This is a genomic window from Methyloversatilis sp. S146-33, from assembly GCF_059552495.1.
The window spans coordinates 153,043-175,224 of the sequence record NZ_JCANOT010000026.1 but is presented as its reverse complement, the minus strand read 5'-3'; the positions used below and the strand labels follow the sequence as shown (position 1 = coordinate 175,224).

Sequence of the window (22,182 nt, the reverse complement as noted above, 5' to 3'; positions counted from 1 at the left end):
CCGCTCAGAGTGCGGGCAGCGTGCGGCGAGCGGGAAAGCGGACGGTGAAGCGGCTGCCCTGACCGGGCTGGCTGTCGATCTGCAGCGTCGCCTGATGCCGTTCGAGCACGTGCTTGACGATGGCCAGGCCGAGGCCGGTACCCCCGGTCTCGCGCGAGCGGCCGCGGTCGACGCGATAGAAGCGTTCGGTCAGTCGCGGAATGTGCTGGGCGTCGATGCCGATGCCGTTGTCGGTCACCGAATACTCCCCGCAACCATCGACCACGCGCCAGGCGAGCTTCACGCTGCCGCCGTCCGGCGTGTAGCGCACCGCGTTGCTGGCGAGGTTGCCGAGCGCGCTGCGCAGGTCGCGTGCGCAGCCAAGCAGCGCACCGGGCGCAGCGTCGACGTCCAGCGTCACCGTGTGCCGGCCGGACGACAGCGCCCGCGTCTCGACCAGCACGATGTCCAGCAAGTTGCGCATGTCCACCGGCTCTTCGGGTGTCGGCGTGTCGGTCTCCAGCGCCGACAACGTCAGCAGATCATCGACCAGGCGCTGCAGGCGCACCGACTGCTGCTGCGCCATGCGGATGAAGGACAGCGCCTGCTCCTGAGGCAGTTCGGGCAGCGCGTCCTCCAGCGTTTCGAGGAAGCCGTGGATCACCGTCAGCGGCGTCTTCATTTCGTGCGACACGTTGGCGACGAAGTCGCGCCGCATCGTTTCGAGCTTTTCGAGCTGGGTGATGTCGCGCGTCAGCAGCAGCTTCTGGTCGTCGCCGAACGCCACCACCCGCAGCTGCAGCGTGCGGCCGGGCTGACGCGGCGAGGGCATCGACAGCGGCTCGCCGTAGTCGCCGGACTGCAGGTATTCGGCGAACTCGGGCTGGCGCACCAGGTTCAGGATGGGCATCGCGATGTCGCGCCGGCCGTCCAGCCCCAGGTGTTCCTCGGCCATCGGATTCAGCCACTCGATCAGTTCGTCGCGCGACATGATGAGCGTGCCGTCGGGCATCGCGCGGCTGGCTTCGCGCATACGCTCCAGCCGGCTGCGCAGGTCCTCGCGCTGCTGGCGGGCGTTGCGCTCGCGCCGCGCCAGCTTGGCGAACAGGAATTCCCACTGGCCAGCACCGTCCGGCAGTTCGGCGTCGCTGGTCGAGTTGAGCCAGCGGTCGAAGCGGCCGATCTCGTACTGGTCGCGCAGGCTGCCGGCAAGCAGCAGCGCGCAGGCCAGCGCCAGCGCCGGTGCCAGCGCGTCGGCCGCCAGACCGATCAGCACGCAGACGAGGATGAGCGCGACGCGCAGGGCGGCGCGGAACCAGAATTCACGCATGGAGTACGCAGCGAGTGATCACGGCGCCGGATTATGGGCGCTCACGCGCAAAACGGCTCACTCCTTCTGGCAGGACAGGCGATAGCCGCTGCCGCGCACGGTCTGGATCAGCGCGTCGTGTCCGCTCGCTTCCAGCGCACCGCGCAGGCGGCGAATGTGCACGTCCACCGTGCGCTCCTCGACGAACACGTGGTCGCCCCACACGCTGTCGAGCAGCTGTGCGCGCGAATGCACGCGCTCGGCGTGGGTCATGAAGAAGTGCAGCAGGCGGAACTCGGTCGGGCCGAGCACCACGGCCTGGCCGCGGGCCGTGACGCGATGCGTAGCCGGATCGAGACGCAGACCGTCGATCTCGACCGGGTCTTCGGTCGCCTGCGGCTTCTGCCGGCGCAGCACGGCCTTGATGCGGGCCGCCAGTTCGCGCGGCGAGAAGGGCTTGGTGACGTAGTCGTCGGCGCCGGTTTCCAGACCGGTCACCTTGGACTGTTCGTCGCCGCGCGCCGTCAGCATGATGATGGGCACGCCACGCGTGCGTTCGTCGGCGCGCAGCCGGCGCGCCAGATCGATGCCGCTCTGGCCGGGCAGCATCCAGTCGAGCAGCACCAGATCGGGCAGTTCGGCCTGCAGCAGGCGCAGCGCGGTTTCGGCGTCCGGCGCGCGCAGCGGATCGTGGCCGGTGCGGGTGAGCGTGACGCTGATCAGTTCCTGGATGGACGGTTCGTCCTCGACGACGAGTATGCGGGCCATGACGGTATGCGAGCGTGGGATGACGGGAACGCGACGCAGTCTATTTCAGTATGGTGACGGTTTAGTGACAGCGCCTCCGGTCTGTCCACAGGGCCATCCTGACGGGCGCGGGGTATCATTCCGGACTCTTCGCAGCGGACACGGCACATCATGGCAGGACTGGACAAGGACACCCCCATCCCCACCGAGATCAAGGTGCAGCAGAAGTCGAAAGTGATGGAAGTCAGCTTCGACAACGGCCGCAGCTTCAGCTTCAGTTTCGAGTTCCTGCGCGTATGCTCGCCGTCGGCCGAAGTGCGCGGCCACGGGCCGGGACAGGAAACGCTGCAGATCGGCAAGCGCGACATCGACATCACGCGCGTCGAACCGGTTGGCGCCTACGCGATCAAGCCGGTGTTTTCCGACGGCCACGACAGCGGCATCTACTCGTGGGACTACCTCTATCTGCTGGGCGAGAACCAGGAAGCGCTGTGGGCCGACTACCTCGCCCGCCTGGACGCCGCCGGCGCCAGCCGCGATCCGGCCCTGGTGCCGCCGCCGGCCGCCAAGGGCGGCTGCGGCAGCGGCGGTTGCGGTCACCACCATTAAGCCTGCGATGAGCGACAACTCCACCGATTTCGGCTTCGAGCGCGTACCCGAAGCGGCCAAGGCCCGCCGTGTGGCGAGCGTGTTCTCGTCGGTCGCGCGCCGTTACGACATCATGAACGACCTGATGTCGGCCGGCCTGCACCGCGCCTGGAAGGCGTTCGCGATCGAAATGGCCGGCGTGCGCCCGGGCCAGCGCGTACTCGACGTCGCCGCCGGTACCGGCGATCTGACGCTCGCGCACGCGAAGCGTGCCGGCGCCAACGGCGAAGTGTGGCACACCGACATCAATCCGGACATGCTGCGCGAAGGCCGCGACCGCTTGCGCGACGCCGGCTTCGTGCTGCCCAGCCTGCTGTGCGACGCCGAGAAGCTGCCTTTTCCAGACAACCATTTCGACTGCGTCACTGTCGCCTTCGGCCTGCGCAACATGACGCACAAGGACCGCGCGCTGGCCGAGTTCCGCCGCGTGCTGAAGCCGGGCGGCCGCGCGCTGGTGCTCGAGTTCTCGCGCGTCGCCAAGCCGCTCGAAAAGGCCTACGACCTGTATTCGTTCAAGGTGCTGCCCTGGCTGGGCAAGCGCGTCGCCAACGACGAGGCGAGCTACCGCTATCTCGCCGAATCGATCCGCATGCACCCGGACCAGGAAACGCTGGCCGGCATGATGCGCGAGGTCGGCCTGGGCCGCGTCGAATACTTCAACATGAGCGCCGGCGTGGTGGCGCTGCATCGCGGCTTCAAGCTCTGAAATCCGGGGGGAGAGGCGAACGATCCGCGCATTTCGCGGTCAATTCGTGTGCTAAGTTTCGCTCTCGCGTTTTGCCCCACCTTTGATGGAGACATATCGATGAAGAATTTCCTGTGCGCGCTGTGCGTGGCCGTCGTCGGCCTCGGCGGCGCCATGCATGACGCCGAAGCCGCCAAGCGCATGGGTGGCGGCAAGTCCTTCGGTTCGCAGCGTGATTCGACCACGATGCAGCGCGACGCCACGCCGGCCTCGCCGACCCAGAACGCCACCACCGCCCAGCGCCAGGCGCAGCCTGCAGCGCCCGCCGCCGCGCAGCCGGCCAAGCGCTCGTGGATGGGCCCGCTGGCCGGTCTGGCGGCCGGCATCGGCCTCGCCGCACTGGCGTCCCACCTCGGTTTCGGCGAGGAAATGGCGTCCTTCATGATGATCGCGCTGCTGGTCATGGTCGCCCTCTTCGTCTGGCGCATGTTCGCCGCACGCCGCAACGCGCCGCAGCAGCAGGGCATGCAGTACGCCGGCGCGACCGCCGGCCCGGGCGCGGCCCCGCAGCGCTTCGAAGCGGCGGCCCCGGTCGCCGCCTCAGCGCCGGCCGCCGCAGCCGGTGCAGGCAACATTCCGGCGGATTTCGACGTCGAAGGCTTCCTGCGTCAGGCCAAGCTGAATTTCGTGCGCCTGCAGGCGGCGAACGACAAGGGTGATGTCGAGGACATCCGTCAGTTCACGTCGCCCGAGGTGTTCGCCGAAATCCGCATGCAGCTGCAGGAGCGCGGCGGCGAAACCCAGCACATCGACATCGTGCAGCTCGACGCCGCGCTGCTCGATCTGGCCACCGAGAACGAGCAGTACATCGCCAGCGTCCGTTTCAGCGGGCTGCTGCGTGAGGAAGTCAGCGCCGCGCCGGCACCGTTCGACGAAGTGTGGCATCTGGCCAAGCCGGTATCCGGCAGCCGCGGCTGGGTGATCGCTGGTATCCAGCAACTGCAGTAAATCATGCTCGCGACGGCCGCGCTCCCGGTACTGAACCACCTGCTCGATCAGGCGCCGGGCGCGCACGCCCGACTGGCCCGGCATGCGGGCGCGCAGGCAAGGCTGGAACTGGGCGCGCTCGGCGTCGCCTTCAGGGTTGGCGAAGACGGCCGGCTGGCTGCGGCCTCCGATGAGCCGCTGGCGGTCACCCTGCGACTGCCGGCGGATGCCGCACTCCGGCTGCTACACGAAGGCGACGTGGTGCTGCGCGATGCGCGCATCGAAGGCGACGCGGCGCTGGCCGAAACCCTCGGCCAGGTGCTGCGCGGCCTGCGCTGGGACGCGGCGGAAGACCTGAGCCGGCTGATCGGTGACGCGGCCGCCGAACGTGTGGTAGGCGGTGCGCGTGCGGCATGGGCCGGCGGGCGCGACCTCGGCGCGCGGCTCGCCGCGTCGGCCAGCGAATATGCGGCGGACGAGGCGCAGTTGCTAGTGCGTCCGGCCGCAACTGCCGCCTTTGCCGATGAGGTCGATACGCTGCGCGACGATCTGGCACGTCTGCAGAAGCGCCTCGAACTGCTCGAACGCAAAGCTCAGCCGATACGCTGATCCACCCACCAGCGCGCGAAGGTGTCGCGCTGCGCAGCACTCATCCCGACCCCGCATTTCGTACGTCGCCACAGCACGTCGTCGGCGCAGTGCGCCCATTCGTACTGTGCGCACCAGCGCGCTTCCGCCTCGTACAGCCCTCCCCCGAAGTCGCGTCCGACTCCACCGGTGCACGCCACCTGTTCGAGCAGCCGCGACGCCGTGCTGCCATGGCGTCCGACCAGCGCGGCGATCCATCCAGACGGCAGTGCGGGATGACGCTGCGCCAGCGTCCGCACGAGTTCCGAACGCTGTGTCGGGCCGGCGGCCTCGGCGCCCGGCAGCAGGCGGTCGGCGGTCATGCTGCGTGCGTTCGATCCGAGGAATGAGGCCAGTCTGTCGACCGCCCGTTCGGCGAGGCTTCGATGCGTGGTGAGCTTGCCGCCCTGTATCGACATCCAGCCACGGCCGCCGCGCTCGCCTGCCATCGTCATCCGGTACTCGCGGCTGGCGGTGCGCGCGCTGCCTCCGCCGCCGGCGACCAGCGGTCGCATGCCGCTGAATTCCCAGCGGATATCTTGCTCGGCGGGTGCGCGCCCAAAGGCGCGCCGCAGCGCGTCGAGCAGGTAGCGACGCTCCGCCGCCGTGGCGCCGAGCGCCTCGGGTGACGGCAGATCGGTTTCGGTGGTTCCGACCAGATGGAAATCGTCGGCAAAGGGAAGGACGAACACGATACGCCGGTCCGGCTGCTGCAGCAGCCAGGCGTCGTCGCCGGCGTGCAGGCGCGGCAGGACGATGTGTGTGCCCTGCACCAGGCGCACCGGTGCCGCCGCCATACCGCGCAGGGCCTCGACCGCGTTCATCCATGGCCCCGCGACATTGACGACGCAGCGCGCGAGCACCGTCTTCTGTCCCACTGTGCAGCGCCAGTGCGCGCCTTCGTCGGTCACCGCGATCAGCGCGCTCTGCGGCAGTACGCGTGCGCCGTGCGCCTGCGCGTCGAGCAAGGTGCATAGCGTCAGCCGCGCATCGTCCACCCACAGGTCGTAGTAGGCGTGCGCCGCGCTCACTGGCGGCTGCATGTGCTGCAGCAAGGGAAATTCGGCGCGCAGACGTCGCGATCGCGGCAGTGTGCTGCGCCCGGCCAGGAGGTCATAGAGCAACAGTCCGGCAGCGAGCATCCAGGCCGGCCGCTCACCCGTGTGCGGCACGACGAAGCGCTGCGGACGCACAAGGTGGGCGGCGATGCGGCCCAGTGTCTCGCGCTCATGCAGGGATTCCCTGACCAGGCCGAAGGCGCCCTGTTCGAGGTAGCGCAGCCCGCCGTGGATGAGCTTGGTGGAGGCTGACGAGGTGGCGCCCGCGATGTCGCCGCGCTCACAGACGATAACGTCCAAGCCGCGCAATGCGGCGTCGCGCGCGATGCCGGCGCCGTTGATGCCGGCCCCGACGATGAGCAGGTCGCAGGATTCCCGGTGCATGGGCCGATTCTGCACCGGGCTCGCCAAAAACAAAAAGGCACGCCGAGGCGTGCCTTTCCGGACCTGCTTGAAACCGCGCTCAGTGACGCTTGCGCAGCTTCTGGATTGCCGCCAGCTGGGCGATGGCCGAAGCCAGTTCCGCCTGTGCTGCAGCGTAGTCGACACCTGCCTGACGGTTGGCCAGTGCTTCTTCGGCCAGACGCTTGGCTTCGTTCGCCTTTGCTTCGTCCAGGTCTGTACCGCGGATGGCGGTATCCGCCAGCACGGTCACCAGACCCGGTTGCACTTCCAGCAGGCCGCCGGCCACGAAGATCAGCTCGTCGGCTGCCTGATTCGGCAGCTTGATGCGGACCTCGCCCGGGCGGATGCGGGTGATCAGCGGCGTGTGGCCGGGCAGGATGCCCAGCTCGCCGCTCTCGCCCGGCAGCGCGACGAATTCTGCGAGCCCGGAGAAGATCTTCTCTTCCGCGCTGACAACGTCGACATGTACGGTCATAGCCATGATTACTCCGTGAATGCTGCCCGCGAGCCGCGCCGGACCGGAGTCCGTCACGGCTCACGCTTGCCGCGTCACTGCAGCGTCTTCGCCTTTTCGAACGCTTCCTCGATGCCGCCGACCATGTAGAAGGCCTGTTCCGGCAGGTGGTCACATTCGCCATTGACGATCATGTTGAAGCCCTTGATCGTGTCCGCCAGCGGAACGATCTTGCCCGGCGAGCCGGTGAAGACTTCAGCCACGTTGAACGGCTGCGACAGGAAACGCTGGATCTTGCGGGCGCGAGCCACGGCCAGCTTGTCTTCCGGCGACAGTTCGTCCATGCCCAGAATCGCGATGATGTCGCGCAGTTCCTTGTAGCGCTGCAGCGTCGATTGCACCTTGCGGGCGACCGCGTAGTGCTCTTCGCCGACGATCAGCGGATCCAGCTGACGCGAGGTCGAGTCGAGCGGATCGACCGCCGGGTAGATGCCCAGCGAAGCGATGTCACGCGACAGCACGACAGTTGCATCCAAGTGCTGGAAGGTCGTGGCAGGCGACGGGTCGGTCAAGTCATCCGCAGGCACATACACGGCCTGGATCGACGTGATCGAGCCGACCTTGGTCGAGGTGATGCGCTCCTGCAGGCGGCCCATTTCGTCGGCCAGCGTCGGCTGGTAGCCCACGGCGGACGGCATGCGGCCCAGCAGTGCGGACACTTCGGTACCGGCCAGCGTGTAGCGGTAGATGTTGTCCACGAAGAACAGAATGTCGCGGCCTTCGTCGCGGAACTTCTCGGCCATGGTCAGACCGGTCAGCGCCACGCGCAGACGGTTGCCCGGCGGCTCGTTCATCTGGCCGAACACCATCGCCACCTTGTCGAGAACCTTCGACTCTTCCATCTCGTGGTAGAAGTCGTTGCCCTCACGGGTGCGCTCACCCACACCGGCGAACACGGAGTAACCACCGTAGCTCTTCGCGATGTTGTTGATGAGTTCCATCATGTTCACGGTCTTGCCCACACCGGCACCGCCGAACAGACCGATCTTGCCGCCCTTGGCGAACGGGCAGATCAGGTCGATCACCTTGATGCCGGTGGGCAGCAGGTCAACCGACGGGCTCAGTTCGTCGAACTTCGGTGCCTTCTGGTGAATGGCACGACGTTCCTCGGTGGCGATGTCGCCCGCTTCGTCGATCGGACGGCCAAGCACGTCCATGATGCGACCCAGCGTGGCGGTGCCGACCGGCACGCTGATCGCGGCGCCGGTACCCTTCACCTTCATGCCGCGGCGCAGACCGTCGCTGGAACCCAGCGCAATCGTACGCACCACGCCGTCGCCCAGCTGCTGCTGGACTTCGAACGTCAGACCCGCTTCGGCCGTGTGCGAACCATCGGCCTCGTCGAGCTGCAGCGCTTCAAACACTTTCGGCATCGAGTCGCGCGGGAACTGGATATCCACCACGGCGCCGATACACTGAACGATGTTTCCGGTATTCATCGTCTATCCCCAATACAAAAATTCGTTTGCGCGATCAGACTGCCGCGGCGCCGCCGACGATCTCGGACAGTTCCTTGGTAATCGCCGCCTGGCGGGTCTTGTTGTAGACCAGCTGCAGTTCGCCGATGACATTGCCTGCGTTGTCAGACGCGGCCTTCATCGCCACCATACGTGCGCTCTGTTCGGACGCCATGTTTTCGGCGACCGACTGATACACCAGCGCTTCAACGTAACGAACGAGCAGCTCGTCGATCACCACCTGCGGGTCCGGCTCGTACAGGTAATCCCAGGTGCCTTCCGGCGTGCCCAGACGATCGCCCGTGAGCGGCAGCAGTTGCTCAAGCACCGGCTCCTGCTTCATCGTGTTGATGAAGCGGGTGAAGGACAGATAGACCGCGTCGAGCTCGCCGGCCTGGAAGGCGTCGATCATGACCTTGACCGGTCCGATCAGCTTTTCCAGATGCGGCGTATCGCCCAGCTGCGTCACCTGTGACACCACCTTGGCGCCCATGCGCTGCATGAAGCCCAGACCCTTGTTGCCGATGGCGGCAACGCGGATTTCGGTGGCGCCCTTGCCCTCCCACTCCTTCATCGTGTTCAGCGCCAGACGCAGCACGTTGGTGTTCATGCCGCCGCACAGACCCTTGTCCGTGGTGACGACGATGATGCCGACGCGCTTGATCTGACCGACGGTCGCGAGGAACGGGTGCTTGTAGTCGCTGATCGTGGCGGCTGACAGGTTGGCAGCAAGACGGCGGATCGTGTCGGCGTAGGGCCGGGCGGCCCGCATCCTGTCCTGCGCCTTGCGCATCTTGGATGCAGCCACCATCTCCATCGCCTTGGTGATCTTCTTCGTGTTTTGCACGCTCTTGATCTTGGAACGGATCTCTTTTCCGCTGGCCATGGTTATCTCCTGTCCGCGCGCTTACGCCCAGCTCTTCTTGAACTCGGCCACCGCGGCAGCAAGCGTCTTTTCCGATTCACCGTCGAGGTCCTTGGAGGACTCGATCTTGTTCATCAGATCGGAATACTTCTGCTGCAGGAACTGGTGCAGGGCCGATTCAAAAGCGAGCACGCGGGACACTTCGACGTCGTCGAAATAGCCGTTGTTGGCGGCGTACAGCGAAACACCCATCTGGGCAACCGACAGCGGCGAGTACTGCGGCTGCTTCATCAGTTCGGTCACGCGGCGGCCACGCTCGAGCTGCTTGCGGGTCGCTTCGTCCAGGTCGGAGGCGAACTGCGCGAACGCAGCCAGCTCACGGTACTGGGCCAGCGCCAGACGGACACCGCCGCCCAGCTTCTTGATGATCTTGGTCTGGGCCGCACCACCGACGCGGGACACCGACACACCGGCGTTGATAGCCGGGCGGATGCCTGCGTTGAACAGGTCGGTTTCCAGGAAGATCTGGCCGTCGGTAATCGAGATCACGTTGGTCGGAACGAAGGCGGACACGTCGCCGGCCTGCGTTTCGATGATCGGCAGCGCAGTCAGCGAACCGGTCTTGCCCTTGACTTCACCGTTGGTGAACTTCTCGACGTAGTCGGGATTCACGCGAGCGGCGCGCTCGAGCAGACGGCTGTGCAGGTAGAACACGTCGCCCGGGTAGGCTTCGCGGCCCGGCGGACGGCGCAGCAGCAGCGAAATCTGACGATAGGCCACGGCTTGCTTGGACAGATCGTCATAGACGATCAGCGCGTCTTCGCCGCGGTCACGGAAGTATTCGCCCATCGTGCAACCGGCGTACGGTGCCAGGAACTGCATGGCGGCCGAGTCGGAGGCGGTGGCGGCGACGACGATGGTGTATTCCATCGCGCCGTACTCTTCCAGCTTGCGCACCACGTTGGCGATGGTCGAGGCCTTCTGGCCCACCGCAACGTAGATGCAGGTCATGTTCTGACCCTTCTGGTTGATGATGGCGTCGACGGCGACCGCGGTCTTGCCGGTCTGACGGTCACCGATGATCAGCTCGCGCTGGCCACGGCCGACCGGCACCATCGAGTCGATCGACTTCAGGCCGGTCTGCACCGGCTGCGAAACCGACTGACGTGCGATCACGCCCGGAGCCACCTTTTCAACCTTGTCGGTCAGCTTGGCGTTGATCGGGCCCTTGCCGTCGATCGGCTGGCCGAGCGAGTTCACGACGCGACCGATCAGCTCGGGGCCGACCGGCACTTCGAGAATGCGGCCCGTGCACTTGACGGTCTGGCCTTCAGAAATGTGTTCGTAGTCACCCAGAACCACGGCGCCGACGGAGTCGCGCTCGAGGTTCAGCGCCAGACCGAACGTGTTGCCTTCGAATTCCAGCATTTCGCCCTGCTGGACATCGTCCAGGCCGTGCACGCGCACAATGCCGTCGGTCACCGAAACCACGGTGCCCTCGGTGCGCGCCTGCGACGACAAATGCAGGTTCTGGATCCGGCTCTTGATCAGGTCGCTGATTTCAGACGGATTGAGGTTCATCAAAAAACTCCTAGTTCTGTAGCGCAGTGGCCATGGCGGCAAGCTTGCCGCGGACCGAGGCATCGATCACTTCGTCACCGACCGCAACCTTCACACCGCCGATCAGTTCGGGATCGAGCGTGACCCGGGCTTCCAGGCGACGGCCGAAACGCGGCTCGAGGTCGGCCAGCAGGCGCGACACGGTGGCGTCGTCCATCGGGAAGGCGGAACTGATGTGGGCGACGGCGCAGCGCTCGTGCTCGTTCTTCAGCTCGGTGAAGAGCTCCGCGATTTCGGGCAGCACGGCCAGACGGCCGTTCTGCGCCAGCACGCGTGCGAAGCTGCGATGCGCCTCGGCAAGTTCGCCGGGCACTGCGGTGAGGAAGAGGAAACCACGGTCGGTCGAGGTGCGGGTCGGATCGGCCAGCAGCTTCTTGACCTGCGGCTCGGCGGCAGCGGCGGCCATCAGACCGAGGGCGTCAGCCCAAGCTGCCAGCGAGTTGCCTTCCTTGGCCAGCTGGAACGCGGCTTCGGCGTAGGGTCGCGCGATGGTGACGTTCTCTGCCATGGTGTCAGCTCAGTTCCTGCTTCAGGTTGGTGAGCAGATCGGCGTGGACTTGGGCGTTGATCTCGCGACGCAGGATGCGTTCTGCACCCGCGACCGCCAGCGTGGCGACCTGGTCGCGCAGGGCATCTTTCGCCTTCTGCGCTGCAGCCGCAGCTTCGGTGGTCGCTGCTTCGCGGGCCGCCGCGACGATGCGATTCGCTTCCGCGCGCGCATCCTCGACCAGCTTGGCCGCCTGCTTCTCTGCACCCGAACGGAGCTCGGCCGCGGACTCACGCGCTGCGCGCAGTTCCTCGATCGACTTCTTCTCCGCGTTGGCCAGATCCGCCTTTGCCTTGTCCGCAGCCGCCAGCCCGTCAGCGATCTTCTTCGCGCGTTCGTCGAGAGCCTTGACGATCGGCGGCCACACGAAGCTCTTCGTGAACCACACAAAGGTCAGGAACACGACGATCTGGATGATGAGCGTTGCGTTCAGATTCACGGCAACTTTCCCTTCAATAAATCGGTGTTGGGGCGGATGCCGTTCTTACTTCAGGAAGGTCGAAGTGGCGAACCAGAGGGCGATACCGGTACCGATAATGAAGGCGGCGTCGATCAGGCCGGCCAGCAGGAACATCTTGACCTGCAGCGCGTTCATCAGCTCCGGCTGGCGAGCCGAGGCTTCGAGGTACTTACCGCCCATCAGCGCGATACCGATACAAGCACCAATTGCACCCAGACCGATGATCAGACCGCAGGCGAGGGCGACGAGACCGAACACTTGTTCCATAACAGCTCCTTAGATTTAAAAGAAAAACGAAAACAACAAACCGGACTGCAACTGCAAACTCAGTGACCTTCGTGTGCCTGACCGATGTACACCAGCGTCAGCATCATGAAGATGAATGCCTGGAGCGCGACCACGAGGATGTGGAACACCGCCCATGCGAAACCCGCGACGATGTGGCCAAAGGCGAGCAGGAAGCTCGGCGCGTTGGCACCCGTCCAGGCGGCACCCATCAGCGCGATCAGCATGAAGATGAGTTCGCCGGCAAACATGTTGCCGAACAGACGCATGCCGTGCGACACGGTCTTGGCAAGGAATTCGATGACGTTCATCGCGAAGTTGAACGGCGCCAGGATGAGCTTGTCGCCGAAGGGCGCCGAGATCAGCTCGTGCGCCCAGCCACCGGCGCCCTTGATCTTGACGTTGTAGTACAGACACACGAGCAGCACGGCGATCGACATGCCCATGGTCGCGTTGATGTCGGCGGTCGGCACGACACGCATGTAGGCGTGGTGCGGGTCGTGACCGGCGGAGGCGTAGATGCCTTCCCAGATGCGCGGCAGCAGATCCAGCGGCAGGAAGTCCATCGCGTTCATCAGGAAGATCCAGACGAAGACGATGAGGGCGAGCGGTGCCACGGTACGGCGCGACTCTTCGCTGTGGATCAGACCCTTGGCCTGGTCGGCGACCATTTCGACCAGAATCTCGACGGCTGCCTGGAAGCGACCCGGCACGCCGGACGTCGACTTCGCCGCAGCGCGGTAAAGCACGAACAGCGCGAGGACGCCGAGCAGCACCGAGTAGAAGACGGTATCGAGGTTGACCAGATTCCAGTTGATCAACTCGACCTGCTTCTCGCCGGTGTTGTTCAGGAAAGTCAGGTGGTGGGCGATGTATTCGCCGGGGGTCGGGCCGTGGGCCACTTCAGTCGCCAGTTCGGTTCCAGATGCCATGTCAGTGTTTGAACAAGAAAGCAAAAAAACCTGCCTGCAGTGCCGCAGCCAGACCTCCCAAGAACCAGCCCCACGACAATCCGGGCACGAGGTAGTGGCACAGCAGCAGCAGCCCAATCGTCGAGACGACCTTGATCGCCTCGCCGAGGAAGAATTCAAGCGGGTACGACACCGCGGCCTGCGCTCCTGGGCGCGCCAGACGACCGAGACGTATCGCGAACAGGAGACTCGGCACCGCATAACTCAGGCCACCGAGCAGGGCGGACAGTCCAGCCATCCAGCCCCCGACGAACAGCGCGATGCCCATCACCACGAGCACCAGCGAAAGCTGCAGCATGATCGCTTTCAACATGCAGCAGGCCTTCCACGCATCCGTACCACCCAAAGTCCGCGAACCTCGAATCTTCTATAAGACACAAGTGTTCGCACTGCGACGAGCTGAACCGGCACAGCTTCGCGCGCAAAGCCCTTGACGATACATACGCTTACAGCCGCCGTCAAGAAGTTCCCGGATTTTGCCCCGGAACAGTGCGTGTGCATCGGATCCGGCGAAAAGAAAACATTTCGCACGTTCCGCTCGCGGACGACGCTTGACCTCGATTCAAAAATAGTCGATATTTTTCGACATGAGAAACGACTACGCCCAGACCATTCCTGCCGACTGGCAGGACTACTCCCGTCTGTTCGCCGCGCTCGGCGACCCGGAGCGGCAGCGCATCCTGCTCACCTTCGAGCCGGGAGAAAGCCTCAATGTGACCGAACTGACTCGCGCCTCCTCGCTGAGCCGGCCCACCGTTTCGCACCACCTGAAGCTGCTGTGCGAAGCCGGCGTGCTTGAGCGGACACGGCAGGGCCGCGAAATTCACTTCCGGCTGATGGCGGACTCGCTGATACAGCGGCTGCAGACCGTCATCGACTACCTGGACGCGCACCGGTGAGCGCGCAGGCACCCCTACTTGCCGCGGAAACGCTGCGTGCCCTGGCGCAGCGCGCCGGTCGCACCCCTTTCTACGCCGTCGACAGCGCCGCCGTGTTCGCTCGCATCGACGCCTTGCGCGCCGCGCTGCCCGCCACCTTGCAACTGTGCTACGCGGTGAAGGCCAATCCCCTGCCGGCGCTGTTGCAGTGCATCAGCGCTCGGCTCGACGGCGCCGACGTCAGTTCGGGTGGAGAACTGGCGCGCGCGCTCGACGCCGGCTTTTCCGCGGCGCACATCGGCTTCACCGGTCCGGGCAAGCGTGACACCGAGCTGGCGGCCGCGATCGAAGCCGGCGTGCGCATCTGCGCCGAATCAGTCGGCGAAATCGAGCGCATCGCGCGCATCGCCAGGCAGCAGGGACGCCAGGCACGCGTCGCGCTGCGCGCCAATCCGGACTTCGCGATCGCCGGCTCGCGCGTGCGCATGAGTGGCGACAGCTTCTTCGGCATCGACAGTGCGCAACTGGGTCGCGCCATCGCGGCCGTGCGCGGACACGGCCTCGAATTCGGCGGCCTGCACTATTACTGTGCCTCGCGCATGCTGGACGCGGCCGAGATCGTCACCCTGCACGCCCGCTGCTTTGCGGAAGCGATGCAGATCGCCGACGCGGCCGACATCGCACTGCCCTGGCTGAATCTGGGCGGCGGCTTCGGCGTTGCCATCGCCGACGACGAACAAGCGCTCGACTTCGCGCCGGTGGCGGCCCATCTGCACGCACTGGACGAGTCGCTGCGCGCGCGTCACCCGCGGGCCCGGCTCGCGCTCGAACCGGGCCGCTACCTGGTGGCCGAGGCCGGCATCTACGTCTGCAGCGTGATCGACCGCAAGACGGTGCGTGGTCGTACCTGGCTCATCGTCGATGGCGGCGCACACCAGCACCTGCACGCGACGCTGCAACCGGACCGGTTACAGCCGGCGAACTTCCCGATGACGCTGCATCCGCAGACGCCGACCGACGCGGTCGAACGGGTGAGCATCGCAGGGCCGCTGTGCGCACCGTTCGACGTGCTGGCGCGCGACATCGATCTGCCGCGCGCGCAAGCCGGCGATCTGCTGGTCGTGCATTGCTCCGGCGCCTACGGCGCCAGCGCCAGTCCGCTCGACTTCCTCGGCCATCCGCATCCGGCCGAACTCCTTTTCTGACCTCGCGGAGCATTCATGCTGCGTAGCCTTGTCCGTCCCCTGCTCACCTTCGTCTGCCGACTGCTGTTCCGCATCAGCCCACCGGCGTCGCTGCCTGGCCAGCACGAGCGCCTGCTGGTGGTCGCCAATCACGAGTCCTTTCTCGACGGCCTGCTGCTCGGCCTCTTCCTGCCCATCGATCCGGTGTTCGTCGTGCACACCGGGGTCGCACGCAACCCCTTCTTCCGGCTCCTGCTGTCCCTGGTCGACTACCTCGCGGTCGATCCGACCAGCCCGATGGCGATGAAGAAGGTGATCCGCCTGCTCGAATCCGGTCGCCCGGTGGTCATTTTCCCCGAGGGACGCATCACCACGACCGGCAGCCTGATGAAAGTGTACGACGGTCCCGCCTTCGTCGCCGCAAAGACCGGTGCCACCGTGCTGCCGGTGCGGCTGGACGGCGCCTCGCGCAGCTATTTCTCGCGCGTATCCGGCCGCTACCCGAAGTCGCTGTTCCCGCGCATCGCGATCACCGTGCTGCCGACCACGAAGATCGTCATGCCGGAAGCGGGCAGCGCGAAGGAACGCCGTCGCCGCGCCGGTGAAGCGATGCGCCGGCTGATGCAGGAAATGATCTTCGCCTCGCGCCCGCAGCAGACGCTGTTCGACGCGCTGTGCGACGCGGCCGAAATCCACGGCCGTAGCCGCCGTCTGGTCGAGGACATGAAGCAGATCGAGTATTCATATGGCGACCTGTTGAAGATGGCGCTGGCGCTCGGTCGCGTCGTCGCCCGCATAACGCGGCCGGACGAGCGCGTCGGCGTGCTGCTGCCCAACCTCGCGCCGACGCTGGGCCTGGTGTTCGGCCTGAACGCGCACCGCCGGGTGCCGGCCATGCTCAATTACACCGCCGGCGTCGACGGCATGCAGGCGGCCTGCACCGCGGCCGAACTGCGCGTCATCGTCACCTCGCGCGCCTTCGTCGACCAGGCCAAGCTGGGCGACAAACTGGCCGCGCTGCAGGGTGTCGAACTGCACTACCTGGAAGACCTGCGCGAACGCATCACGCTGGCGGACAAGCTGTGGCTCATGCTGTGGGCGCTGCGCGCACCGCGGCTGGCGGCCGAAAAGCTGTCGCCCGAAGCGCCGGCGGTCGTGCTGTTCACCTCGGGCTCGGAAGGAAAGCCCAAGGGCGTCGTGCTGTCGCACCGCGCGCTGCTCGCCAACATCGCGCAGATCCGCGCGGTGATCGACTTTTCGGTCGACGACAAGATACTCAACGCGCTGCCGCTGTTCCATTCCTTCGGCCTGACCGCCGGCGGCCTGCTGCCGCTGCTGACCGGCGCCAACGTGTTCCTCTATCCGTCGCCGCTGCACTATCGCGTCATTCCGGAACTGGCCTACGACCGCAACTGCACCGTGCTGCTCGGCACCAGCACCTTCCTCGGCAACTACGCGAAGTTCGCCCACCCCTACGACTTCTACCGGCTGCGCTACGTCATCGCCGGCGCCGAGAAGCTGTCGGAATCGGTGCGCACGGCGTGGTTCGAGAAGTTCGGCCTGCGCATCTTCGAAGGCTATGGCGCGACCGAAACCGCGCCGGTGCTGGCGGTGAATACGCCGATGGCCTATCGCAGCGGTACCGTCGGCCAGCTGCTGCCGGGCCTGCACGCGAAGCTGATGCCGGTGGCCGGCATCGACCGCGGTGGCGTGCTGCATGTGAGCGGCCCCAACCTGATGAGCGGCTATCTGAAGTGGGACAGGCCGGGCGTACTGCAGGCGCCGTCGTCGGAAGCGGGCGAAGGCTGGTACGACACCGGCGACGTGGTCGAATTCGACGACGACGGCTTCGTGCGCATCGTCGGCCGCGTCAAGCGCTTCGCCAAGGTGGCCGGCGAAATGATCTCGCTGGAAACGGTCGAGAAACTGGCCACCGCCGCCAGCCCGGCGGCACAGCACGCGGCGTCGGCACAGCCCGACCCGGCACGCGGCGAAACCATCGTGCTGTTTACAACCGACGCCGCGCTCGGCCGCGACGCGCTGCAGGCGGCCGCCCGCGAGCGCGGCGCGCCGGAAATCGCGGTGCCGCGCAAAATCGTCGTCGTCGACGCGCTGCCGCTGCTCGGCACCGGCAAGACCGACTACGTGACGTTGAAGCGGATGGCGGAGTCCGCCTGACCATGGATGCCCGTCGTCGTCGCCTGCTGAAGACCGGCCTCGTGCTCGGCGGTGCCGCGGCCGGCGGCTGGGCGCTGAGCACGGTCGCGCGCAGCCAGCTGATGAACCCCTGCCTCGCCGCGCTGCCGCCGGAACTGGCCGGTCACGAACTGATCGCGCAGACCTTCGACGGGCTGGACCCGACGCTGCTGCGCGACGTCCACGTGCACCTTGCCGGCACCGGCGATTCCGGTCGCGGCATCGAAATGACGCCGCGCATGCTGAGCCCGCTGCACCCGGCCGAATACGTGCAGCGCCTGTTCTATCTGAACGCCGGCTGTGCGCACGAAGACCCGGGCCGCGTCGACGCCAGTTACGTCGACCGCCTGCACAACCTGGTCGAAGCGCTGCCGGCCGGCTTCAAGCTCATGCTGTTCGCGTTCGAGCGCGCCTACGACGAGGCGGGCCGTCACCTGCCCGAGCACACTGCCTTCCACGTGCCCGACGCCTACGCGCGTGACGTCGCCCGCGGCAACCCGGACCATTTTGAGTGGGTGTGCTCGGTCCACCCCTACCGCGAGGATGCCGTCGACGCGCTCGAAGCGGCGGCACGCGACGGCGCCCGCGCGATCAAGTGGCTGCCGCCAGCGATGGGCATCGACCCGGCCTCGACGCGCTGCGATCGCTTCTACGCCGCCGCCGCCCGCCTCGGCCTGCCGCTGATCAGCCACGCTGGCGAGGAAAAGGCCGTGCATGGCGCGGGCGGACAGGAGCTGGGCAACCCGCTGCGGCTGCGCCGTGCGCTCGACCATGGCGTCAGCGTCATCGTCGCGCATTGCGCAACGATGGGTCAGGACATCGACCTCGACGCCGGCCGCGGCGCGCCGCTGCGCAGCAGCTTCGAACTGTTCGCACGGCTGATGGGCGAGCGCCGCAACGGTCGTCTGTACGGCGACATTTCGGCGATCACGCTGCGCAATCGTGACGTCGAAGTCGTGCGCGCGCTGCTGCGCCGCGAAGACTGGCACGACCGCTTGCTCTACGGCTCCGACTATCCGCTGCCGGGCATCCTGCCACTGATGTCGCTGTCTTCGCTGGCTCGTGCCGGCCTGCTCGACGCGGCCGCCGCACCGGTGCTCGAACAGGTGCGCGACCACAATCCGCTGCTGTTCGACTTCATGCTCAAACGCCTGCTGCGCGACGGCCGCCATCGCTTCGCGAACAGCGTGTTCGAAGCCGCGCGCGCCTTCCCGTCCGCCTGACCCCTTCCTTCGCCAGACTCCACACCGCATGCGCATTCCCGCCGCCCTCTTTACACTGGCACTCATGACGAATGCCCCTCCCACGCCCGCCGCGCCGCGCGACGCTCTGGCCGACAGCCGGATCGGTGTGTACGCCGGCAGCGACTTCCGGCTCGCCACCGGCCGCTGCACCGACTGCGCCGCACCGCCGCAGGCGCTGTGGTACTTCACCGACGACACCGTCGCCGTGCCGCGGGCCGACGCTGCCGGCTTCGTCGCCACGCTGCCGGCGCAGGACGACGTGCGGCAGTGGGCCTACGCAAACGAATGGCAACCGGACGCGCAGAAGCCTGCGCTGATCTGGCTCGGCTCGCCGCTGATCGCGCACGACGCCCGGCTCGACGCCGACGGCCGCACGCTCAGCTTCGCCGACGGCACGCGCGCCAGCTTCACGCTGGTGCCGCAGTTGCCGTCCAATGTGTCCTGGTTCAATGCCGACAGCACCGCCTGGCTGCAGGGGCAACGGCTCGCGCTGCGCGGCACGCGGTCGGGCGACAGCTTCACCGCGCGCACGGTCTGGCCGTCGTCCTTCGACATCGACCTCGCTGCACTGACGCCGTCGCCGCTGCAGGACGGCGAAACGCTGGCTACACTGGTACGCGCCGACGACGGTGGCGCACGCAAGCCGGCGTCGACGCGACTGCTGTGGGAGCGCACGCCGGGCGCTGCGCGCACGGCCGCCGGCAAGCCGGTTCTGGCCATCATGCTCAATGGTGCGCAGGGCGACGATGACGAGGCGCACGGCGGCCACTTCGCGATCGCCACCGGCCTGATGGGCGCGCGCGGCGAATGGAGCGACTGGCTGGTCGCCAACTTCTACAACCTCAACGCGCACAGCGAAAAGGGCATCGTCGCCTCGATGCTGACGATGGACGCCTACCTGACCGATCTCAACGGCGGCCAGAGCTGGTACCGCCCTTCGTACATGCTGGTCGCCGTGCTGCGCGACGACCGCGCGGCGCGCCTGTACGACCAGGGCATCGCGCGCGTGTTCAATCACTTCTACCGGCACGACTTCACCTACCGCCACGCCAGCGCGAACTGTGCCGGCATCAGCCTGGACACGCTGCGCTCGCTCGGCTGGAGCATCCCGACGCTGGGCCCGACCTCGAAGGCGAAGGCCTGGCTCGGCCTGCCCTATATGGCGATCAAGGACATGAGCGTGAGCAGCGGCCTGCAGGCCTTCGACTACATGATGGCCGAGCGCAGCGGCCTGTTTCCCTTCGTCGCCTTCAACGTCGCCGGCAGCGACCTGCTCGGCCGGCTGACCCAGGGCAAGGTGATGGACCAGGGGCTGGAACACCTGCTGGCCGACGACGTCGAGGCCCTCCTGTTCGTGCGCGTGCCGCAGATCCCGTCCTCGCGCGCCTTCGGCAGTGCGCCGGTCGCCAGCTACGAGGAATACATGGCGCGCGTGCCGGCCGACCGCAGCCAGTGGGTGGTGCGGCCAGCGCCGCCGCGCCCCTTCCCGGACGAACTGCGCGACCCGCAGGCACCGAAGGAGCCGCTGCCGGCGTCGCGTCGCGCATTGATCGTGTGGCTGGTCGGCGCCGCCGCGGTGATCGCCTTCGTCGTATTCCGGCTGCTGCGGAGAACGTCATGAGTTCGCAGTTCCACCTGCTGAAGGAGGCGCGCTTCCGCCCCTTCTTCCTGACCCAGCTGCTGGGCGCGCTGAACGACAACGTGTTCAAGACCGCGCTGATCACGCTGCTCACCTTCCGCGCCGGCAGCATCACCGACGTATCGCCGGCGCTGCTGGCCACCGTGCTGCCCGGCGTATTCATCCTGCCCTTCTTCCTGTTCTCCGCCACCTGCGGCCAGATCGCCGACAAGTACGACCGCGCGATGCTGGCGCGGCTGTCCAAGGTGATCGAGATCGCGGTGATGGGCCTGGGCGCCATCGGCTTCGTCGCCGCCAGCCTGCCCGCGCTGGTGCTGGCGCTGTTCCTGATGGGCACGCAATCGACGCTGTTCGGACCGGTCAAGTACGCCTACCTGCCGCAGCACCTGCACGAGGGCGAACTGGTCGGCGGCAACGGCCTGGTCGAATCGGCCACCTTCGTCGCCATCCTGCTCGGCCAGATACTCGGCGCATGGCTGGTCGGCGTGACCGACGCCTGGGGCCTGTCGGCCGCCGTGCTGTTGCTGGCGCTCGCCGGCTGGTGGACCAGCCGCGGCATCCCGCGTTCGCCGGCGCCCGAGCCGGCCATACGCATCGACTGGAATCCGGTCAGTTCGACCCGCGACAACCTGCGCTTCGCGGTCGGCAACCGCACCGTCTGGCTGTCGCTGCTCGGCATATCGTGGTTCTGGTTCTATGGCGCCACGTTGCTCGCGCAGTTCCCGGTCTACGCGTCCGACGTGCTGGGCGGCGGTGAGAACGTATTCATCCTGCTGCTGGCGGTGTTCTCGGTCGGCGTCGGCACCGGCTCGCTGCTGTGCGAAAAGCTGTCCGGCGGCCGCATCGAGATCGGTCTGGTGCCCTTCGGCGCGATCGGCCTCACGCTGTTCGGCGTTGATCTGTTCTTCGCCACACCGTCGGCGCCGCTGCCGGGTGACGGCAGCGTAAGCGCCTTCCTGCAGCACGCGGCGCACTGGCGCATGCTGATCGACATCGCGCTGCTCGGCGCGGCCGGCGGCCTCTACATCGTGCCGCTGTACGCGCTGATCCAGACCCGCTGCGAACGCAGCCACGCGGCTCGCGTGATCGCCGCCAACAACATCCTGAACGCGGGCTTCATGGTCGCGTCCGCCGGCGTGAGCCTGCTGCTTTTCGAGGCGGGGCTGAACATCCCGCAGCTCTTCCTCGTAGCCGCACTGTTCAACGCGGCGGTGGCGGTGTTCATCTACACGCTGGTGCCGGAATTCCTGATGCGCTTCATCGTGTGGCTGCTGGTGCACACGGTGTACCGGCTCGACAAGAGGGGACTGGACAACATTCCCGCCGAAGGACCGGCGGTCATCGTCTGCAACCACGTGAGCTTCGTCGACGCGCTGGTGATCACCGCAGCATGCCCGCGGCCGATACGCTTCGTCATGCACCACGCCATCTTCCGCCTGCCGGTGCTGCGCTTCGTGTTCCGTACCAACCGCTGCATCCCGATCGCATCGGCCAAAGAGGATCCGAAGCTGCTGGAGCGCGCCTACGACGACATCGCTGCCGCGCTGGAGGCGGGCGAACTGGTCGGCATTTTCCCGGAAGGACTGATCACCGACACCGGCGACATCCACCCCTTCAAGCCCGGCATCACGCGCATCGTCGCGCGCACACCGGTGCCGGTGGTACCGCTGGCGCTACGCGGCCTGTGGGGCAGCTTCTTCTCGCGCAAGGGTGGCCCGGCGATGACCAGGCCGCTGCGCCGCGGCCTGTTCAACCGCATCGAACTGGTCGGCGCGCCGGCAGTGGCGCCGGAGGCGGCGACACCGGACGCACTGCAGACCATCGTCGCGGGCCTGCGCGGCGACCGGCGATGAACGCCCCCGGCCACGACGGAGCCC

Annotated in this window: 22 protein-coding genes; 10 read left to right on the top strand and 12 right to left on the bottom strand. The window is 66.8% G+C overall.

The genetic code is table 11. From position 1 onward, the window contains the following. Positions 1-4: 4 nt before the first annotated feature. The gene (gene phoR / locus AC51BJ_RS10335; RefSeq protein ID WP_296813564.1) at positions 5-1,309 is read right to left on the bottom strand and encodes a phosphate regulon sensor histidine kinase PhoR; all 1,305 of its coding nucleotides are present in this window, start codon (positions 1,307-1,309) and stop codon (positions 5-7) included. Positions 1,310-1,366: 57 nt separating this feature from the next. Continuing rightward, the gene (phoB, locus tag AC51BJ_RS10330; RefSeq protein ID WP_019916212.1) at positions 1,367-2,056 is read right to left on the bottom strand and encodes a phosphate regulon transcriptional regulator PhoB; all 690 of its coding nucleotides are present in this window, start codon (positions 2,054-2,056) and stop codon (positions 1,367-1,369) included. A gap of 150 nt (positions 2,057-2,206) precedes the next feature. On the opposite strand from phoB, the gene AC51BJ_RS10325 reads away from it, so the two are divergent. The 4 genes from AC51BJ_RS10325 to AC51BJ_RS10310 all read left to right on the top strand — a co-directional run bounded on the left by AC51BJ_RS10325 (position 2,207) and on the right by AC51BJ_RS10310 (position 4,964). Continuing rightward, complete coding sequence (locus AC51BJ_RS10325) at positions 2,207-2,644, top strand: gamma-butyrobetaine hydroxylase family protein (protein WP_430435510.1); 438 nt, start codon at positions 2,207-2,209, stop codon at positions 2,642-2,644. Positions 2,645-2,651: 7 nt separating this feature from the next. Then, entirely contained in the window at positions 2,652-3,389 is a 738-nt protein-coding gene (ubiE, locus tag AC51BJ_RS10320) for a bifunctional demethylmenaquinone methyltransferase/2-methoxy-6-polyprenyl-1,4-benzoquinol methylase UbiE (protein WP_430435511.1), read from the top strand. Between the two features lie 99 nt (positions 3,390-3,488). After that, positions 3,489-4,376, top strand: a complete 888-nt coding sequence (locus AC51BJ_RS10315; protein WP_496280150.1) for a Tim44 domain-containing protein — start codon at positions 3,489-3,491, stop codon at positions 4,374-4,376. Between the two features lie 3 nt (positions 4,377-4,379). Then, the gene (locus AC51BJ_RS10310; protein ID WP_496280149.1) at positions 4,380-4,964 is read left to right on the top strand and encodes a ubiquinone biosynthesis accessory factor UbiJ; all 585 of its coding nucleotides are present in this window, start codon (positions 4,380-4,382) and stop codon (positions 4,962-4,964) included. Here the strand turns inward: AC51BJ_RS10310 and glpD are convergent. The 10 genes from glpD to AC51BJ_RS10260 form a co-directional block, all read right to left on the bottom strand. Continuing rightward, the gene (gene glpD / locus AC51BJ_RS10305; RefSeq protein ID WP_496280148.1) at positions 4,949-6,424 is read right to left on the bottom strand and encodes a glycerol-3-phosphate dehydrogenase; all 1,476 of its coding nucleotides are present in this window, start codon (positions 6,422-6,424) and stop codon (positions 4,949-4,951) included. The genes AC51BJ_RS10310 and glpD overlap by 16 nt on opposite strands. A gap of 79 nt (positions 6,425-6,503) precedes the next feature. Beyond that, positions 6,504-6,926: a F0F1 ATP synthase subunit epsilon gene (locus AC51BJ_RS10300; protein ID WP_024300738.1), complete on the bottom strand. Its 423-nt coding sequence runs from the start codon at positions 6,924-6,926 to the stop codon at positions 6,504-6,506. A 68-nt stretch (positions 6,927-6,994) separates the two neighbouring features. After that, positions 6,995-8,398, bottom strand: a complete 1,404-nt coding sequence (gene atpD, locus AC51BJ_RS10295; RefSeq protein WP_019916204.1) for a F0F1 ATP synthase subunit beta — start codon at positions 8,396-8,398, stop codon at positions 6,995-6,997. A gap of 34 nt (positions 8,399-8,432) precedes the next feature. Continuing rightward, on the bottom strand, positions 8,433-9,302 hold the full coding sequence (gene atpG / locus AC51BJ_RS10290; protein ID WP_008063739.1) for a F0F1 ATP synthase subunit gamma: 870 nt from the start codon (positions 9,300-9,302) through the stop codon (positions 8,433-8,435). Between the two features lie 21 nt (positions 9,303-9,323). Further along, positions 9,324-10,862: a F0F1 ATP synthase subunit alpha gene (atpA, locus tag AC51BJ_RS10285; protein ID WP_496280147.1), complete on the bottom strand. Its 1,539-nt coding sequence runs from the start codon at positions 10,860-10,862 to the stop codon at positions 9,324-9,326. Positions 10,863-10,872: 10 nt separating this feature from the next. After that, positions 10,873-11,409, bottom strand: coding sequence for a F0F1 ATP synthase subunit delta (locus AC51BJ_RS10280; protein WP_019916202.1), 537 nt, complete (start codon positions 11,407-11,409; stop codon positions 10,873-10,875). A 4-nt stretch (positions 11,410-11,413) separates the two neighbouring features. Then, positions 11,414-11,887 carry a F0F1 ATP synthase subunit B gene (locus tag AC51BJ_RS10275; RefSeq protein ID WP_019916201.1) on the bottom strand — a complete coding sequence of 158 codons (474 nt, stop codon included), beginning with the start codon at positions 11,885-11,887 and terminating at the stop codon, positions 11,414-11,416. A 45-nt stretch (positions 11,888-11,932) separates the two neighbouring features. After that, the gene (gene atpE, locus AC51BJ_RS10270; RefSeq protein WP_008063733.1) at positions 11,933-12,175 is read right to left on the bottom strand and encodes a F0F1 ATP synthase subunit C; all 243 of its coding nucleotides are present in this window, start codon (positions 12,173-12,175) and stop codon (positions 11,933-11,935) included. Between the two features lie 59 nt (positions 12,176-12,234). Continuing rightward, positions 12,235-13,125 carry a F0F1 ATP synthase subunit A gene (gene atpB, locus AC51BJ_RS10265; RefSeq protein WP_019916199.1) on the bottom strand — a complete coding sequence of 297 codons (891 nt, stop codon included), beginning with the start codon at positions 13,123-13,125 and terminating at the stop codon, positions 12,235-12,237. A 1-nt stretch (position 13,126) separates the two neighbouring features. After that, positions 13,127-13,477: an ATP synthase subunit I gene (locus AC51BJ_RS10260; protein WP_496280146.1), complete on the bottom strand. Its 351-nt coding sequence runs from the start codon at positions 13,475-13,477 to the stop codon at positions 13,127-13,129. A gap of 274 nt (positions 13,478-13,751) precedes the next feature. Here AC51BJ_RS10260 and AC51BJ_RS10255 point away from each other — a divergent pair, with 274 nt between their 5' ends. The 6 genes from AC51BJ_RS10255 to AC51BJ_RS10230 all read left to right on the top strand — a co-directional run bounded on the left by AC51BJ_RS10255 (position 13,752) and on the right by AC51BJ_RS10230 (position 22,158). After that, positions 13,752-14,063: an ArsR/SmtB family transcription factor gene (locus AC51BJ_RS10255; RefSeq protein ID WP_304000646.1), complete on the top strand. Its 312-nt coding sequence runs from the start codon at positions 13,752-13,754 to the stop codon at positions 14,061-14,063. Then, positions 14,060-15,247, top strand: a complete 1,188-nt coding sequence (locus AC51BJ_RS10250) for an alanine racemase (RefSeq protein ID WP_496280145.1) — start codon at positions 14,060-14,062, stop codon at positions 15,245-15,247. The genes AC51BJ_RS10255 and AC51BJ_RS10250 overlap by 4 nt, the downstream gene beginning before the upstream one ends. A 15-nt stretch (positions 15,248-15,262) precedes the next feature. Further along, entirely contained in the window at positions 15,263-17,404 is a 2,142-nt protein-coding gene (gene aas / locus AC51BJ_RS10245; RefSeq protein ID WP_496280144.1) for a bifunctional acyl-ACP--phospholipid O-acyltransferase/long-chain-fatty-acid--ACP ligase, read from the top strand. A 2-nt stretch (positions 17,405-17,406) separates the two neighbouring features. Further along, positions 17,407-18,645: an amidohydrolase family protein gene (locus AC51BJ_RS10240; RefSeq protein WP_496280143.1), complete on the top strand. Its 1,239-nt coding sequence runs from the start codon at positions 17,407-17,409 to the stop codon at positions 18,643-18,645. A 64-nt stretch (positions 18,646-18,709) separates the two neighbouring features. After that, complete coding sequence (locus AC51BJ_RS10235; RefSeq protein ID WP_496280142.1) at positions 18,710-20,287, top strand: hypothetical protein; 1,578 nt, start codon at positions 18,710-18,712, stop codon at positions 20,285-20,287. Next, positions 20,284-22,158: an MFS transporter gene (locus AC51BJ_RS10230; RefSeq protein WP_496280141.1), complete on the top strand. Its 1,875-nt coding sequence runs from the start codon at positions 20,284-20,286 to the stop codon at positions 22,156-22,158. Before AC51BJ_RS10235 ends, AC51BJ_RS10230 begins: the two co-directional genes overlap by 4 nt. Positions 22,159-22,182: the final 24 nt, after the last annotated feature.